At 71.8% G+C, this 15,700-nt stretch carries 16 protein-coding genes; 6 read left to right on the top strand and 10 right to left on the bottom strand.

Annotation, left to right across the window (positions count from 1 at the left end):
* Positions 1–95: 95 nt before the first annotated feature.
* From pheT to infC, 7 genes are all read right to left on the bottom strand, one after another.
* Entirely contained in the window at positions 96–2,663 is a 2,568-nt protein-coding gene (pheT, locus tag C2L59_RS14755) for a phenylalanine--tRNA ligase subunit beta (RefSeq protein WP_103350066.1), read from the bottom strand.
* Positions 2,663–3,724, bottom strand: coding sequence for a phenylalanine--tRNA ligase subunit alpha (gene pheS, locus C2L59_RS14750; RefSeq protein WP_103350065.1), 1,062 nt, complete (start codon positions 3,722–3,724; stop codon positions 2,663–2,665). Before pheS ends, pheT begins: the two co-directional genes overlap by 1 nt.
* A 133-nt stretch (positions 3,725–3,857) precedes the next feature.
* A complete protein-coding gene (locus C2L59_RS14745; RefSeq protein ID WP_103350064.1) occupies positions 3,858–4,694 on the bottom strand; it encodes a DUF6159 family protein in 837 nt (278 codons plus the stop codon).
* A gap of 48 nt (positions 4,695–4,742) precedes the next feature.
* Positions 4,743–5,558, bottom strand: coding sequence for an RNA methyltransferase (locus tag C2L59_RS14740; protein WP_255410265.1), 816 nt, complete (start codon positions 5,556–5,558; stop codon positions 4,743–4,745).
* The gene (gene rplT / locus C2L59_RS14735) at positions 5,555–5,932 is read right to left on the bottom strand and encodes a 50S ribosomal protein L20 (RefSeq protein WP_004559056.1); all 378 of its coding nucleotides are present in this window, start codon (positions 5,930–5,932) and stop codon (positions 5,555–5,557) included. The genes C2L59_RS14740 and rplT overlap by 4 nt, the downstream gene beginning before the upstream one ends.
* A 67-nt stretch (positions 5,933–5,999) precedes the next feature.
* Positions 6,000–6,194 (bottom strand): 50S ribosomal protein L35, encoded by a 195-nt coding sequence (gene rpmI, locus C2L59_RS14730; RefSeq protein WP_013227847.1) that lies wholly within the window; start codon positions 6,192–6,194, stop codon positions 6,000–6,002.
* Between the two features lie 69 nt (positions 6,195–6,263).
* On the bottom strand, positions 6,264–6,884 hold the full coding sequence (gene infC, locus C2L59_RS14725) for a translation initiation factor IF-3 (RefSeq protein ID WP_103350063.1): 621 nt from the start codon (positions 6,882–6,884) through the stop codon (positions 6,264–6,266).
* Between the two features lie 203 nt (positions 6,885–7,087).
* On the opposite strand from infC, the gene C2L59_RS14720 reads away from it, so the two are divergent.
* Genes C2L59_RS14720 through C2L59_RS14710 form a run of 3 tightly spaced genes read left to right on the top strand, consistent with a single transcriptional unit; the run spans position 7,088 to position 9,125 of the window.
* Positions 7,088–7,441, top strand: coding sequence for a DUF1844 domain-containing protein (locus tag C2L59_RS14720; protein ID WP_199199075.1), 354 nt, complete (start codon positions 7,088–7,090; stop codon positions 7,439–7,441).
* Between the two features lie 56 nt (positions 7,442–7,497).
* Entirely contained in the window at positions 7,498–8,133 is a 636-nt protein-coding gene (locus tag C2L59_RS14715; protein WP_370444742.1) for a GntR family transcriptional regulator, read from the top strand.
* A complete protein-coding gene (locus C2L59_RS14710) occupies positions 8,130–9,125 on the top strand; it encodes a 1-aminocyclopropane-1-carboxylate deaminase (protein ID WP_103350061.1) in 996 nt (331 codons plus the stop codon). Before C2L59_RS14715 ends, C2L59_RS14710 begins: the two co-directional genes overlap by 4 nt.
* Positions 9,126–9,161: 36 nt before the next feature.
* Here the strand turns inward: C2L59_RS14710 and C2L59_RS14705 are convergent, their stop codons facing one another.
* The 3 genes from C2L59_RS14705 to C2L59_RS14695 are packed head-to-tail and all read right to left on the bottom strand — an operon-like array spanning position 9,162 to position 11,235.
* Positions 9,162–9,545, bottom strand: coding sequence for a RidA family protein (locus C2L59_RS14705; RefSeq protein WP_103350060.1), 384 nt, complete (start codon positions 9,543–9,545; stop codon positions 9,162–9,164).
* Positions 9,545–10,303: an IclR family transcriptional regulator gene (locus tag C2L59_RS14700; RefSeq protein ID WP_103350059.1), complete on the bottom strand. Its 759-nt coding sequence runs from the start codon at positions 10,301–10,303 to the stop codon at positions 9,545–9,547. Before C2L59_RS14700 ends, C2L59_RS14705 begins: the two co-directional genes overlap by 1 nt.
* Positions 10,300–11,235 carry a sugar kinase gene (locus tag C2L59_RS14695; protein WP_233223502.1) on the bottom strand — a complete coding sequence of 312 codons (936 nt, stop codon included), beginning with the start codon at positions 11,233–11,235 and terminating at the stop codon, positions 10,300–10,302. Before C2L59_RS14695 ends, C2L59_RS14700 begins: the two co-directional genes overlap by 4 nt.
* A 151-nt stretch (positions 11,236–11,386) precedes the next feature.
* On the opposite strand from C2L59_RS14695, the gene C2L59_RS14690 reads away from it, so the two are divergent.
* From C2L59_RS14690 to C2L59_RS14680, 3 genes are read left to right on the top strand one after another with little or no spacing between them, the layout of a single operon-like run.
* Entirely contained in the window at positions 11,387–12,685 is a 1,299-nt protein-coding gene (locus tag C2L59_RS14690; RefSeq protein WP_103350057.1) for an amino acid deaminase, read from the top strand.
* Positions 12,685–14,280: an amidohydrolase family protein gene (locus C2L59_RS14685; protein WP_103350056.1), complete on the top strand. Its 1,596-nt coding sequence runs from the start codon at positions 12,685–12,687 to the stop codon at positions 14,278–14,280. Before C2L59_RS14690 ends, C2L59_RS14685 begins: the two co-directional genes overlap by 1 nt.
* Positions 14,277–15,665 carry a GntP family permease gene (locus C2L59_RS14680; RefSeq protein WP_103350055.1) on the top strand — a complete coding sequence of 463 codons (1,389 nt, stop codon included), beginning with the start codon at positions 14,277–14,279 and terminating at the stop codon, positions 15,663–15,665. The genes C2L59_RS14685 and C2L59_RS14680 overlap by 4 nt, the downstream gene beginning before the upstream one ends.
* Positions 15,666–15,700: the final 35 nt, after the last annotated feature.

The raw sequence follows: 15,700 nt of genomic DNA, 5'->3' as shown, positions 1-15,700 counted from the left end.
CTGGGCGGTCGGCTCGCGGGTCTGGAAGGCGAAAGGGCTGGAAATGCGGTGAGGGGCCGGTTTCCCGGCCCCTCACCCAGCGTCCTGCGGCGCCGTCAGGCGCGCAGCGTTGCGCTGAAACGCTCGCCGGCCGCGGCCACTGCCGCGTCGCGGGCCTTGGTGGCCTCGTCGACCGTCAGGGTGCGGTCCGGGGCGCGGAAACGCAGCTTGTACGCCAGCGATCGCTTGCCCTCGCCCACCTGCTCGCCCGCGTACACGTCGAACAGCGTGATCTCCTCCAGCAGCTCGCCCGCGCCCGAACGCAGCACTTCTGCCAGGTCCGCCGAAGGCACGTCCGCCGCCGCGACCAGGGCCACGTCCAGGAGGACCGGGGGGTAGCCCGAGACGCTCGGGGCCGGGCGGGCGTCCGGCAGGGGGATCGCGTCCAGGTCCAGCTCCATCGCCACCGTGCGGGGCGGCAGGCCCAGGGCCTCGACCACCTTCGGGTGCAGCTCGCCCGCGTGGCCGACCGGCCAGTCGCCGACGCGCAGCTGGGCGCAGCGGCCCGGGTGCCACGGGGGCAGGTCGGCCGCCTGGACCGTCAGCTCGATGCCCGCGGCCTCCGCGACCGTGCGGGCCGCCTGGACCGCGTCGGCCCAGTTCGCCGGCTCGCCCGCGCCCCACCAGCCCGCTCGGCGCCGGTTGCCCGCCAGGACCACCGCCACGTGCAGGGGCTGCTGCGGCACCGCCGCCTCCAGGAGGGCCAGCTCCTCGTCCGACGGCCGCCGGTCGACGCCGAGGTCCGGGACCTTCAGCGGGTTCGGGGCCGGGAGGACCACCTGGCCGATGTGGTAGAGCGAGACGTCCTTCATCCCGCGGGACACGTTGCGCTGCAGCGTGTCCAGCAGGCCCGGGAGCAACGTCGTCGCCAGGCGGTTGCGGTCGGCCTCCAGCGGGTTGCGGACCACCATCGCGTTGCGGCGGATGTCGTCCTCCGGCAGGCCGAAAGCGTCCCAGACCGCGTCGCCGACGAACGGGAACGGGCGGACCTCGACGTAGCCCGCCTCGGCCAGGGCGCGGGCCACCCCGCGGACCCGGCGCTGGGCGTCGGTCAGGCCGCGGCCGGCCGGGGCCGCCGGGAGCGTCGACGGGATGCTGTCGTAGCCCTCCAGCCGCAGCACCTCCTCGACCAGGTCCGCCGGCTGGCGCAGGTCGCCGCGCCAGGACGGCGGGATCGCCGTGACCAGTCCCGTTCCGTCGTCGCCCGTGCTGACCGTGACCTTGCAGCCGATCTGGGTCAGCCGCCGGACCGTCACGCCGCGCTGGTAGCTCACGCCCGCCACCTTGTCCGGCAGGTTGATCGGCATCACGACCGGCGGGTTCGGCTCGACCACGCCCTCGTCGGTGCGGCCGGGCTGGATCGCGGCGTCGCCGTACTGGCGCAGCAGGCGCGCCGCCAGCTCGACCGCCGCCGCGCACAGCTGCGGGTCGGTGAACCGCTCGAACCGCTTGGCCGCCTCGGAGAACAGCTTGTGCCGGCGGGCCGTGCGGCTGATCGCGGCCGGGTTCCAGTGCGCCGCCTCGAGCAGGACGTCGGTGCTCTCCGTCGTGATCTCGGTGCTGGCACCGCCCATCGTGCCCGCCAGCGAGATGACCCCGCTGTCGTCGGCGATGACGATGTCGTCCGGGTCGAGCGCGCGCTCGACGTCGTCCAGCGTGGTCAGCTTCTCGCCCGGCTTCGCCCGGCGGACCACCAGGTCGCCCTGGATGGCCTTGGTGGCGAACGCATGCAGCGGGTGCCCGAGTTCGAGCATCACGTAGTTCGTGACGTCCACGGCCAGGGAGATCGACCGGATGCCGGCCAGCATCAGCCGGCGCCGCATCCACCACGGGCTGGGCGCCGTCGCGTCCAGGCCGGTGACCCGGCGCAGCACGAACCGCGGGCAGCCCTCCGGATCCTCGACGTGGACCGGCCAGGCGTCGCCCTCGGCCGCCGGGACCTCCAGCAGGGACGGGTCGCCGAAGGGCACGTCCAGCGCGTTCGACAGCTCGCGGGCCAGCCCGCGGATCGACAACGCGTAGCCGCGGTCCGGGGTCGGGGTCAGCTCGATCACCGAGTCGCCGAGGCCGAGCAGCTCGCTCGCGTCGTCGCCCGGGCTCGCCGTGCCCGAGGGCAGCACCAGGATGCCGGTGTGGTCGTCGCCGAGGCCGAGCTCGCGGGCCGAGCAGATCATGCCGTCGCTGATCCGGCCGTAGGTCTTGCGGGCGGCGATGGTGAAGTCGCCGGGCAGAACCGCGCCGGGCAGCGCGACGACCACCAGGTCGCCCTCGGTGAAGTTGCGCGCGCCGCAGATGATGCCGCGGGTCTTGATGCCGTGCGGGCCCTCGTCGAGCTCGCCGGCTTCGTCGTCTTCGTCCTCGTCGTCGTCGAGTTCGTCGAGGTCCCCGGCTTCGTCGGCGGGCTCGCCGACGTCGACGCGGCAGAAGCGCACCGGCTTCTTGAACTCGGTGAGCTCTTCGACCTCGGCGACCCGGCCGACGACCAGCGGGCCGGTCACCGGCCCGAGCTCGCTCAGGTCGTCGACCTCGATGCCGATCCGGACGAACGCGTCGGCCAGGTCCTGCGGCGTGACCTCCTCAGCGAGATCGAGGTGTTCGGTCAGCCAGCTGACTGGGACTCGCACTACGCCTCCGTTCCGAAGGGAAGGGTGAAGCGGACGTCGCCCTCCACCATGTCGCGCATGTCCGGGATCCCGTTGCGGAACTGCAGGGTGCGCTCGATGCCCATGCCGAAAGCGAAGCCCGAGTACACCTCGGGGTCGACGCCGCAGGCGCGCAGCACGTTCGGGTTGACCATGCCGCAGCCGCCCCACTCGACCCAGCCGGGGCCGCCCTTCTTCTCCTCGAACCAGACGTCCACCTCGGCGGACGGCTCGGTGAAGGGGAAGAAGTGCGGGCGCAGCCGGGTCTTCGAGTTCTCGCCGAACATCGCGCGGGCGAAAGCGTCCAGCGTGCCCTTGAGGTGGGCCATGGTGATGCCCTTGTCCACCGCGAGACCTTCGACCTGGGTGAACACCGGGGTGTGGGTCGAGTCCAGCTCGTCGGTGCGGTACGTCCGGCCGGGGCAGACGACGTACACCGGCAGGTCGCGGTGCAGCAGCGTGCGGGCCTGGACCGGCGAGGTGTGCGTGCGCAGCACCAGGCCGGAGTCCTCGTCGCCGACGTAGAACGTGTCCTGCAGCTGGCGAGCCGGGTGGTCCTTGCCGAAGTTCAGCGCGTCGAAGTTGAACCACTCGGCTTCGAGCTCCGGGCCCTCGGCGATCTCGTAGCCCATCGCGACGAAGGCGTCCGCGACGCGTTCGGAAATGGTGCTGATCGGGTGCCGGGCCCCGCGCGGGACGCGGTCCCACGGGAGGGTGACGTCGACGGCCTCCTCGCGCAGCACGCGTTCGTCGCGCTCCACCTGCAGCTCGGCGCGGCGCGCGTCGAAGGCCGCCTGGACGGCCTGGCGGGCTTCGTTGACGCGCTTGCCGGCCTCGGCCTTCTCCTGCTTGGGCAGGGCGCCGATCTCGCGACGCGCCAGCAGCAGGGGCGCGTGGTCGCCGAGGTGCGCCGGCTTGACCTCGGCCAGCGCTTCGAGCCCGGTCGCGGCGGCGAACGCCACCTGGGCGGCCTTGACCGCCTCCTGCAGCGTCTCGGGGGCGAGCACCGCGCCCTGGGCTTCCTTCTCCGTGGCTCCGGACATAACTCCTCGGCGTCCGCTGGGACTGGTCGTTCGCGCTCCGCCGCACACGGCACGCGAGAGGTCAAAGGCGGGAAAAGTCTATGGGATCGGGTCCGCGCGCCCCCGGTCGCCCCGGGAGCGTGCGGACGCACGGTCAGCGCGCGCGGAACGCCTCCGCGAAGCCGACCGACGCGAACTCGCCGGGCACCACGCCGTCGGCGGCGTAGCGGTACAGCGCCGTCTGGTAGATGCCGGACAACGTGGTGGTGAACACCGCCACCAGCAGGGTCCAGACGAGCGCCAGCCCGACCGCGACGAACACCGTGGCCGTGCCGCCGAGCAGGAAGCCGGCCCCGAGGAACACGACGAAGCCGGCGAGGGTGAGCAGGAACCCGATCACGCCGAGGCCCGCGGCGCCGGCGACGTTCTCGCCCCAGGTGCGGCGGAACAGCTCGACCGAACGCTTGACGCCGCCGCGGACCCCGGCGCCTTCGAGCATGACGACCGGCAGCACGAGGAACGTGGTGAACCGCCAGGCCAGGCCGACCAGGCTGCTGACGATGCCGCCGAGGAAGCCGAGCCGTTCCTCCACCGTCCGCAGGATGAGGCTGACCGTCGCGGTGACGCCGGCCCAGCCCAGCAGCGCCGGCCACCGCCGGCTCGCCGCGGCCAGCCCGGCACCGATGCCGGGTACGCCGCCGTCGCCGCGCAGGGCGAGGTCGGCCTGGGAGATCAAGGCGGCGTTGAAGAAAATGGTGACGAACGCCGAGACGAGGTAGAACGCGCCGAGCAGCACCCACGACCCGGCGGTGAGCCGGCCGTGCTCAGTGATCTCGGCGTGCGACGCGAAGAAGGCCGGCGTCAGGAACGCCGCGGCGACCAGCAGCCCGGCGATCCCGCCGAGCACCGGGAACCACGCCAGGCCCTTGTGGGCGCGCAGCACCCGGAACGAAGCGACGAACAACGCGTACGACCGAGCAAGCCTGCCCATGGATCCCCCCGATGGCCACAATGGATACCGCGGCAGCCTACTGGCCGGTCAGCGCCGCACCGCCATCGCACTCGTGTAGACGCAGACGGCCGCCGCGGTGGCCAGGTTGAGGCTTTCCGCCCGGCCGTACAGGGGGATGCGGACTGCGAGGTCGGTCCGGTCGAGGACGTCGGCGGGCAGGCCGTGGGCCTCGTTGCCGAACACCCAGGCGGTCGGCGCGCCGAGGTCCACCCGATCGAGTTCGGCGTCGGCGTAGCCGTGGGCGGCGAACGTCCGCAGGCCCGCGGCCGAGCAGGCGGCCAGCGCGGCGGGGACGTCGCGGACGCGCGCGATCGGCAGGTGGAACAGGCTGCCGGCGGCGGCGCGGACGCACTTGCCGTTGTGGGGGTCAACCGTGTCGCCCGCCAGGATCACCGCGTCGGCGCCGGCCGCGTCGGCGACCCGGATGACCGTGCCCGCGTTGCCGGGGTCGGCGACGTCCACCAGCACGACCACGAGCCGGGCGGCGGGGGTCACCGCCTCGTCGAGCGGGCGGTCCACCAGCGCGCAGACGGCCACGATGCCTTGCGGCGTCACGGTTTCCGACAGGCCATCGGCGGCGCGGTCGGTGATCGGCGAGACGCCGACGCCGGCCGCGCGGGCCGCGTCCACCAGGTCCGCGTGCTGCTCCGCCGCCCGGGCGGTGACGAACAGCTCGTGCACCGTGCCGTCGGCGAGCGAGGCCTCGACAGCGTTGGCGCCTTCGGCCAGGAACCGGCCGGCCTTGTCGCGTTCCGCGCGCCGCGTCAGCTTGCGCGCAGCAACGACCCGGGGGGTCCGTTCGGTGAACGGATCCGCCCCGGGTCGGGGAAAGCTGCCGGTCAGGCCGACTTCGCTTCGCCGGTGTTCACGTTGGCCTTGGCGAGCTCGGCCAGCGCGGTGAAGGCGGCGGCGTCGTTGACGGCGAGGTCCGCGAGGATCTTGCGGTCGACCTCGACACCCGCGGCCTTGATGCCCTGGATGAACCGGTTGTAGGTCACGCCGTTGGCACGGGCGGCCGCGTTGATGCGGGTGATCCACAGCTGGCGGAAGTCACCCTTGCGGGCACGGCGGTCCCGGTAGGCGTAGTTGAGCGAGTGAAGCGTCTGCTCCTTGGCCTTGCGGTACAGCCGCGAACGCTGGCCGCGGTAGCCGCTGGCCAGTTCGAGAGTTGCGCGACGCTTCTTCTGGGCGTTGACCGCCCGCTTGACGCGTGCCACGGGTCCATCCTGTCGATCTCAGGGGGCGAGGGGGACGCCCCGGGTGGTTACAGCAAGTTCTGCGGGATCAGATGCCGAGCAGGCGCTTGAGCCGGCCGGCCTCGGTCTTCGACACCTCGGTGGTGCCCTCGAGACGGCGGGTCACGCGGCTGGACTTCTTCTCCATGCGGTGGCGCCGGCCGGTCATCTGGCGGCGCAGCTTGCCCGTCCCCGTCTTGCGGATGCGCTTGGACGTCCCGCTGTGGGTCTTCATCTTCGGCATTTGGTGTCCTCTTTCGTGCGGCGGCTCACCGGAGGAACCGGTGAGCCGCTGACTCGTGCTGGTCGGCGCCTACGCGTCGGGGGTCGGCTCGGGGGCCGCCTCGGCCTTCGCCTTCGGCTTCACGTTCTTGTGCGGGGCCAGCACCATGATCATGTTGCGACCGTCCTGCTTGGCCGACGACTCGACGAAGCCGAGCTCCGTGACGTCTTCGGCGAGCTTCTGCAGCAGCCGGTAGCCGAGCTCCGGCCGGGACTGCTCGCGGCCGCGGAACATGATCGTGACCTTGACCTTGTTGCCCGCCGCCAGGAAGCGCGACACGTGACCCTTCTTGGTCTCGTAGTCGTGCTGGTCGATCTTGGGGCGCAGCTTCTGTTCCTTGATGACGGTCAGCTGCTGGTTGCGCCGTGACTCGCGGGCCTTCTGCGCGCTCTCGTACTTGAACTTGCCGAAGTCCATGAGCTTGCACACCGGCGGGCGGGCCTGCGGCGCGACCTCGACGAGGTCGAGGTCGTTCTCCTGCGCCAGGCGCAGCGCATCCTCGATCCGGACGATGCCGACCTGTTCGCCGGCGGGTCCGACGAGGCGGACTTCCGGCACCCGGATACGGTCGTTGATGCGTGTCTCGGAGCTGATGGGGCCTCCTTGGTCCGAGGAATGTTTCCTGCTCTCGTTTCGACCTGGTGCCCACATAGCGAAGGCCCCGACACCGTTCGGTGCGCGGGGCCCACTCTGTTTCCGATCGCACCCGGCCGCGAAGCCGGGCACTTCACCCTGGGCTGCACGCCCGGGCGAGACCGGACCCGGCCGCCTGTACGGTGACGCGGGTGGGAGCGGGGCTCCACTTGCCGCCCCCGATCGCTCGGGGGCTGGTCGCTCGTGGAAGGGTACCAGACGTGTCAGATCAACCCTCCGAACAGCCCCCGTATTCCTCCCGCGACCTCGAGGACATCCCGAGCGTGGAGGTGATCAGCCGCGCGGCGGTGATGCTGCTGTCGGCCGGCGCCGAACGCCTGGGCCTCGCCGATGCCGACCCCGAGACGTCCCCGCACCGCGACCTCGACGAAGCCCGCCGCCTGATCACCGCGCTCGCCGGCCTGGTGACGGCGTCCGCGGAGTACCTGGGCCTGCACGCCGGCCCGTTGCGCGACGGCCTGCAGTCGCTGCAGAAGGCCTTCCGGGAAGCTTCGGCCGTACCCGACGAGCCCGGGCAGGGCCCCGGCGAGAAGTACACCGGTCCCGTCTACTGACCTTTCACTCGTCCGGTTGTTGCCGGGCGAGCCTTCGAGCAACTAACATGTTACATGTGAGTCTCTCAAAGGTCACCCGTCCGCTGCTGCGCGACGAGGCCTACGAACGCATCCGCCACGCGATCGTGGACGGCACGCTGCCCCCGGGCGCCCCCCTCCGGGACGCCGACCTGGCGGACCAGCTCGGCCTGTCCAAGGCCCCGGTCCGGCAGGCCCTGCTGCGCCTGGCCGACGACGGCCTGGTCGACTCCAAGCCGCAGAGCTACACGCGGGTCTCCGACGTGATGTCCCCCGACGTCCTGGACGCCCGCGAGATCGTCCGCCTGCTGCACGAGTTCGCCGTCCGCCGGGCCGCCGCGAGGTGCCGTCCCGCCGACATCGCCGCGATGCGCGCGGCCAACGACCGCTTCGCCGCCGCCATCGAAGCCCGGGACGTCGCGGCCGCCGTGCAGGCCGACGACGAGCTGCACGACGTGCCGGTCCGCCTGGCGGGCAACGCGGCGGTGGCCGCGACCCTCGACCGCTACACGCCGCTCCTGCGCCGTCTCGAACACGCCCGGTTCAGCTCGACGCTGGCCTGGAACTCCGTCGAGCGCCACACGATGCTCATCGACGCGCTCGAGCGGCGGGACGCCGAAACGGCCGTCTCCGTCATCTCGACCATCTGGACCGATCTGCTGGAGGACCGATGACCCTCGCCGACTTCCCCCGCTACCCGCTGCTGTTCGGGCCGTCGCCGGTGCACCCGCTCGAACGCCTCACCGAGCACCTGGGCGGCGCGAGGGTCTGGGCCAAGCGCGAGGACGTGAACTCGGGCCTGGCCTACGGCGGCAACAAGACCCGCAAGCTGGAGTACCTCGTCGCCGACGCGCTCGCCCAGGGCGCCGACACGCTCGTGTCGATCGGCGGCGTCCAGTCCAACCACACCCGCCAGGTCGCCGCGGCCGCGGCGCGCGCCGGGCTGAAGGCCGTGCTGGTGCAGGAAAGCTGGGTCGACTGGCACGACCCGCTCTACGACAAGGTCGGCAACATCCAGCTGTCGCGGATCCTCGGCGCGGACGTCCGGCTGGTCGAGGCCGGCTTCGGCATCGGCTTCAAGGAGGCGTGGGAGAACGCGATCGCCGAGGTCGAAGCGCAGGGCGGGAAGCCGTACGCCATCCCGGCCGGTGCCTCGGACCACCGGCTCGGCGGCCTCGGCTTCGCGAACTGGATCGTCGAGCTGGAACGACAGGAAGCGGAACTCGGCGTCTTCTTCGACGCCGTGGTCGTCTGCTCGGTCACCGGCAGCACGCAGGGCGGGATGGTCGCCGGGACGGCACTCGGCCGGAAGCGGCGCATCCTCGGCATCGACGCCTCGGCCAAGCCCGGAGAAACCCGCGAGCAGGTCACGCGCATCGCGCGCAACACCGCCGAACTGATCGGCGCCGGGGAGATCCCCGAGGTCGAACTCGACGACCGCTACCACGCCGGGATCTACGGCATCCCGGACAAGTCCACTGTGGACGCGATCGAGACCTGCGCCCGGCTGGAAGGGATGATCACCGACCCGGTGTACGAGGGCAAGTCGATGGCCGGGCTCATCGACCTCGTCACGAAGGGCGAAATCCCGCGCGATTCGAACGTCCTCTACGCGCACCTCGGTGGGCAGCCGGCCCTGAACGGCTACACGAGCGTCCTCGGCTGAACCGGTGGGCCGGGGAAACCCCGGCCCACCGAAGGCTCAGTCCAGTACGCAGAGCACGTCGATCTCGACGAGCAGCTCGCCCGGCAGGCCGACGTACACCGTCGTGCGGGCCGCGTGCGGGGCGTCGCCGATCAGCTCGTTGTACACCTCGTTGAACGGCGCGAAGTGGGCCGTGTCGGTCAGGTACACCCGGACCATGATCGCGTCGGCGAGGCTCGCGCCCGCCTCCGCCAGCACGGCCTCGATGTTCTTGAACGTCTGCCGGGTCTGGCCCACGACGTCGTCGCCCACGACCTCGTTCGTGGCCGGGTCGAAGGCGACCTGGCCGGCGACCTGCAGCAGGTTCCCCTTGCGGACGGCCTGGGAGAACTTCGCCGGCGGCTTCGGCGCGTTCTCGGTGGAAACTGCCGTCTTGCTCATCAGTGCCCCTTTCCGTTCTCCGTCCATCCACTGTGGACGGAAGCTTCCCTGGTGGCGGCCCGCAGTTCGGGCACCAGCGCCAGCAGGCCGTCGTAGTCGAGCAGCACCTTCGGCACCGACATCGACGCGGCGGCCAGCACCTCGCCGCCGGTCCCTCGCACCGGCGCCGCGATGCAGTGGATGAAATCCTCGTGCTCGGCGTTGTCGACGGCGTACCCGAGCCGGTCCACGCGCTCCAGCTCCGCCAGGTAATCCGCGGGCGTGGTGATCGTGTTCGGCGTCCGGACCGGGTACTCGATCGACCGCGCGATCTCCTCCCGGCGGGCGAGAGGCATCGCCGCGACCAGCACCTTTCCCACCGCCGTGCAGTGCAGCGGCGCGCGTTTGCCGATGCGGGAGTACATCCGCACCGAGTGCCGGCCTTCGAACTTGTCGATGTAGACGACTTCGCCGTCCTCGTAGCTGGCCAGGTGCACGGTGTGCCCGGTGCGCGCGTTGAGGCCGGCGAGGGCGGGCTGCGCGCTGCGCCGGACGTCGAAGGAGTCCAGGGCCTGGTTGGCGAGGTCGAACATGGCGCTGCCCAGCCGGTAGTGCCGCGCGCCTTCGCGGCGGACGAAGTGGTGCTGTTCGAGGGTGCGCAGCAGCCGCAGCACGGTCGACTTGTGCACGCCGATCTCGTCGGCGAGGTCGTCGAGCGTGCGCGCGTCCTGCGCGATCGAGTTCAGCAGCGTCAACGCGCGGTCCAGGCTCTGGCTCACGTGCGCACCACCCCTTCGCCGGTCAGCCGGACCGAACGCCACTCGTCCGGGTCCGCGTGCAGCAGGGTATCCACGACCTCCGGCGGCAGCGGCACCCCGACGTCGTCGTGGGTCAGCAGGGTGACGGCGGCCTGGAGGTGCCCCTGCCGCAGCCGCTCCAGCGGGGTCGCACCGCGCAGGGTCGCGGCGAGGAAGCCGGCGGCGAACGCGTCGCCGGCGCCGACCGGCTCGACGACGTCGACCCGCAACGCGGGCGCGAACAGCGGTTCGCCCTCGACCAGCGTCGCGCCGCGTTCGCCGTGCTTGACGACCAGGGTGCGCGGCCGCGGCAGCAGCGCCCGCAGCCGGTCCGGGTCACCGGTCCCCCACACCCGTTCGGCCTCGTCGTCGCCGGTCAGCACGATGTCGGCCTGGCCGGCCAGTTCGGCGAGCAGGCCGGGGTCGCGGCCCAGCCAGAGCGCGGGCCGCAGGTTGACGTCGAAGGAGATCAGCCGGTCGCCCCGGGGCTGCTCCAGGAGCGCGCGCACCAGCGCGAGGCAGCTGTCCGACAGCGCGGGCGTGATCCCCGACAGGTGCAGCACGCGGACGCCGTCGAGGTCGAGCCGGTCGAGCAGCTCGGGCCCCATCCCGGACGCGGCCGAGCCCGCCCGGTAGTAGCGCACGGGACTGCCGCCGGCGCCGCTTTCCTTGACGTAGAGCCCGGTCGGGCGCAGCGGGTCGACGGAGCACGCGCTGACGTCGACGCCGTGGGACGCGACCTCGCGCAGCATCGCCCGGCCGAACGGGTCGTCGCCGACCGCGCTCACCCAGCCGCTGCGGATCCCCAGCGTCGGCAGGTTGCAGGCCACGTTCGACTCGGCGCCGCCGATGGTGCGCACCCAGTGCTTCACCTCGTCCGGCGGGCCGGGTTCGGCGGGCACGAACAGCGCCATCGTCTCGCCCACACACAACACCTCGGGCCCGCTCGTCACTTTCCGTCTCCCTGCCCTTCACCCCGTTGACCTGTGGCGACCCGGATGCTACACCTATGGCACTCAAAATGCGCAACAGTCGTTGCACTATATGCAACAGAGGTCGCCGCCGATGAACGCATGCACGATGAACACCGCCGCGCTCGATGCCCTCCGCCGGGAGCGGATCGACTGGCGCTTCCGCTCGGCCGCCCCCGCGCTGGCCGGGCTCACGCTCGAAGAAGCCGCGGACCGCCGGCTGAACCTGTTCACCGACGGGTTCTTCGCCCCCTTCGTCGTGCTCGACGAAGAAGCGCTCGAACACAACCTGCGGACCATGGCCGCGTGGTGCGCCGCGCGCGGCGTCGCGCTCGCCCCGCACGGCAAGACCACCATGGCGCCGCAGCTGTTCGCGCGCCAGATCGAGCACGGCGCGTGGGGCGTGACCTGCGCGAACGCCGGTCACCTGCGGATCTACCGCGCCTTCGGGGTGTCCCGGATCCTGCTGGCCAACCAGCTGCTCGACCCGGCCGGCCTCCGCTGGCTGGCCGCCGAACTGGCGGCGGACCCGGACTTCGAGTTCCTCTGCTGGGTCGACTCCGTCCGCGGTGTCGAGCTGATGACCGCGGCCCTCGAAGGCGCCCAGCGCCCGGTGGACGTCCTGGTCGAGCTGGGTGCCGACGGCGGCCGGACCGGCGTCCGCGACACCGGGACCGCGCTCGCGATCGCCGAGGCGGTCCAGGCGAGCCCGGTACTGCGGCTGCGCGGCACCGGCGGCTACGAGGGCGCGCTGTCCCACGGCACCGACGAAGCCGCGCTGCACAAGATCAGCTCCTATGTGGACGGCCTGCGCGACCTCGCGATCTCGTTCGCGGACAAGGGACTGCTCGACGGGCAGATCATCGTCACCGCCGGCGGCAGCGCGTACTTCGACCAGGTCGCGAACGAGCTGACCAAGCCGTGGCCGGACGGCCTCGACGTGCTGCCGGTGCTGCGCAGCGGCGCCTACCTGACCCACGACGACGGCTTCTACCGCGAAATCTCCCCGCTGGGCGACCACCCGCGCATCGACGGCGTCGACTCTTTCCGGCCGGCGCTGCGGGCGTGGGCACAGGTGACGTCGAAGCCGTCGGACGAGCTCGCGCTGCTCACCATCGGCAAGCGGGACGCGTCCTTCGACGAAGGCATGCCCGAGCCGCAGCTGCGCCGGACGCCGGGCGGCCCCGCCGAACCCCTCGGCGACCACGTCGTCACGAAGCTGAACGACCAGCACGCCTTCCTCGCCCTGCCGCCGGGATCGCCGGTCGAGGTCGGCGACTGGATCGGGCTCGGCCTGTCCCACCCGTGCACGGTGTTCGACAAGTGGCCGCTGCTGCCGGTGACCGCGGCCGACGGCGAAACCGTCGTCGACTACGTCCGGACGTGGTTCTGATGGACGTCGTCGTCCGGAACGCGCTGGTCGCCGACGGCACCGGCGACCCGCTCGCCCGCCACGACGTCGGCCTCGCCGGCGGGAAGATCGCGGAGGTCGCCGACCCGGGCTCGCTCACCGGTGGCCGCACCATCGACGCCGGCGGCCTGGTGCTCGCGCCCGGGTTCATCGACATGCACTCGCACTCCGACCTGCAGCTGCTGGCCAACCCGGAGCACCCGGCCAAGATCACCCAGGGCGTGACGACCGAGGTCCTCGGCCAGGACGGGCTGTCGTACGCGCCCGTCGACGACGTCGTGCTCGAAGCGCTGCGCCAGCAGCTGGCCGGCTGGAACGACGACCCGCCGGGGTTCGACTGGAACTGGCGGTCGGTCGGCGAGTACCTCGACCGCCTCGACCGGGGCATCGCGGTCAACGCCGCCTACCTGGTGCCGCAGGGGACGGTCCGGATGCTGGCCGTCGGCTGGGAGGACCGGCCCGCCACCGGCGCCGAGCTGGCCCGGATGAAGGAGCTCGTCGCCACCGGCCTGGCCGAGGGCGCGATGGGGATGTCGTCCGGCCTGACCTACACGCCGGGGATGTACGCGGAGACGAGCGAACTGGTCGAGCTGTGCCGGGTCGTCGGCGAGCTGGGCGGGTTCTACAGCCCGCACCACCGCAGCTACGGCAGGGGCGCGCTGGAGGCGTTCGCCGAGATGATCGACGTGTCGCGCCGGTCCGGCTGCCCGCTGCACCTGGCCCACGCGACGATGAACTTTTCGGTCAACAAGGGCAAGGCGCCCGACCTGCTGAAGCTCCTGGACGACGCCCTCGACGAGGGCTGCGACATCTCGCTGGACACCTACCCGTACCTGCCGGGCGCCACCTACCTCTCGGCGCTGCTGCCGAGCTGGGCCACCGAAGGCGGGCTCGACGCGACACTGGCCCGGCTGTCCGATGTGGACGAACGCGAGCGGATCCGCACCGAGATCGAGGAGACCGGCTCGGACGGCGCCCACGGCGTCCCGGTCGACTGGGACGCCATCGAAATCAACGGCGTCCGCACCGAGGGCAACGCGCACCTGGTCGGGCACAGCGTCGCCGCGTCGGCCGCGAAAGCCGGGGTGGCCCCGGCCCAGCTGTACTTCGACACCCTGCTCGGCGAACGGCTCGGGACGTCGTGCCTGATGCACGTCGGGCACGAGGAGAACGTCCAGGCCATCATGCGGCACGCCACGCACACCGGCGGCAGCGACGGGCTGCTCGTCGGGGCCCGGCCGCACCCGCGCGCGTGGGGCACGTTCCCCCGCTACCTGGCCCGGTACGTCCGCGAGCTGGGCGTGCTGGACCTCGCCGAGTGCGTCGCCCACCTGACCGGGCGGGCCGCGCGGCGGCTGCGGCTGACCGACCGCGGGCTGGTCCGCGCCGGGTACGCCGCCGACCTCGTGCTGTTCGACCCCGAAACGATCACCGACACCGCCACCTTCGACGATCCCCGGCAGGCCGCCGCCGGGATCACCCACGTCTTCGTCAACGGCGTCACCGCCCTCGACGACGGAAGTCCCACCGGCGCCCTCGCCGGACACTCCCTGCGCAACCCCCGGAGAGCTCGATGATCCACTGGCTGCAACACACCACGGGCGGGCTGCTCACGCTCGCCGCCGTCTCGATCGCCGTCCTGCTGGTGCTGATCATCAAGCTCAAGCTGGAACCCTTCATCGCGCTGATCGTCGTCGGCCTGCTGACGGCGCTGGCCGCGGGCCTGCCGGTCGGCACCATCGTCGGCAGCGCCCAGAAGGCGTCGGACTCACTGCTGGAGAAGGGGTTCGGCAGCATCCTGGGGCACATCACGGCGATCATCGGGCTGGGCACGATCCTCGGGTCGATCCTGGAACGCTCGGGTGGCGCGAAGGTGCTGACCGGCGCGCTGCTGCGGTCGTTCGGCGAGAAGCGGGCGCCGCTGGCCATGGGCGTCGCCGGGTTCGTCTTCGGCATCCCGGTGTTCTTCGACATCGGCATCTTCGTGCTGGCGCCGCTGGTCTACGTCGCCGCGAAGCAGGGCGGCAAGTCGCTGGTGCTGTACGCGATGCCGCTGCTGGCCGGTCTGTCGATCACGCACGCCTTCCTGCCGCCGCACCCCGGTCCGGTGACCGCGGCCGGGCTGCTGCACGTCGAGCTCGGCTGGATCATCCTGATGGGCCTGGCCTGCGGCATCCCCGCGTTCCTGATCGGCGGCGTGCTCTACTCGACGTGGATCGGCAAGCGGATCGTGGTCGACGTGCCCGAGGACATGGTCTTCGCCGAGGAAGACGGCGAGCGCGAAGAGAACCCGCCGTCGCTGGGGCTGGTCGCGGCGATCATCGCGGTGCCGCTGGTGCTGATTCTGGCCGGCACGTTCGGCAGCATCTGGCTGCCGAAGGGCTCGGCGCTCGCCGGCGTCGCCGCGTTCATCGGCACCCCGGCCGTCGCGCTGACCGTCGCCGTGCTGCTGGCGTCCTGGCTGCTCGGGCTGCGGCGCGGGTTCACCGGCAAGGACCTCAACGAGCTGGCCGCGAAGTCGCTGCGGCCGGTGGCGATGATCCTGCTGGTCGTCGGCGCGGGCGCGTTCTTCGGCGCGGTGCTCTCGGCCACCGGGATCGGCAAGGCCGTGGCCGACTCGCTGCACGACGCCGGGCTGCCGGTGCTGCTGGCGGCGTACGTGATCAGCTGCGGCATGCGGATCGCGCAGGGCTCGGCGACCGTCGCCATCGTGACCACGAGCGGGATCATCGCCCCGACCGTGGCGCAGCTCGGCTATTCGCAGATCCAGCTGGCGCTGCTGGTGATGGCGATTTCGGCCGGCTCGATCATCGCCTCGCACGTCAACGACGGCGGCTTCTGGATCGTTTCGCGGTACTTCAACCTCACCGTGCCGCAGACGCTGAAGTCCTGGACCGCGCTGGAAACCGTGCTTTCCCTTTCGGGTTTCGGGGCTTCGGCATTGCTCATGGCCGTGGTCTAGACCATACTGGGTCCTGTCACCGCCGAAACCCGTTG

The organism is Amycolatopsis sp. CA-128772, from assembly GCF_002904295.1.
In the GTDB taxonomy this organism is placed as follows: Bacteria; Actinomycetota; Actinomycetes; order Mycobacteriales; family Pseudonocardiaceae; genus Amycolatopsis.
This window is presented reverse-complemented; position numbering and strand designations above follow the sequence as displayed.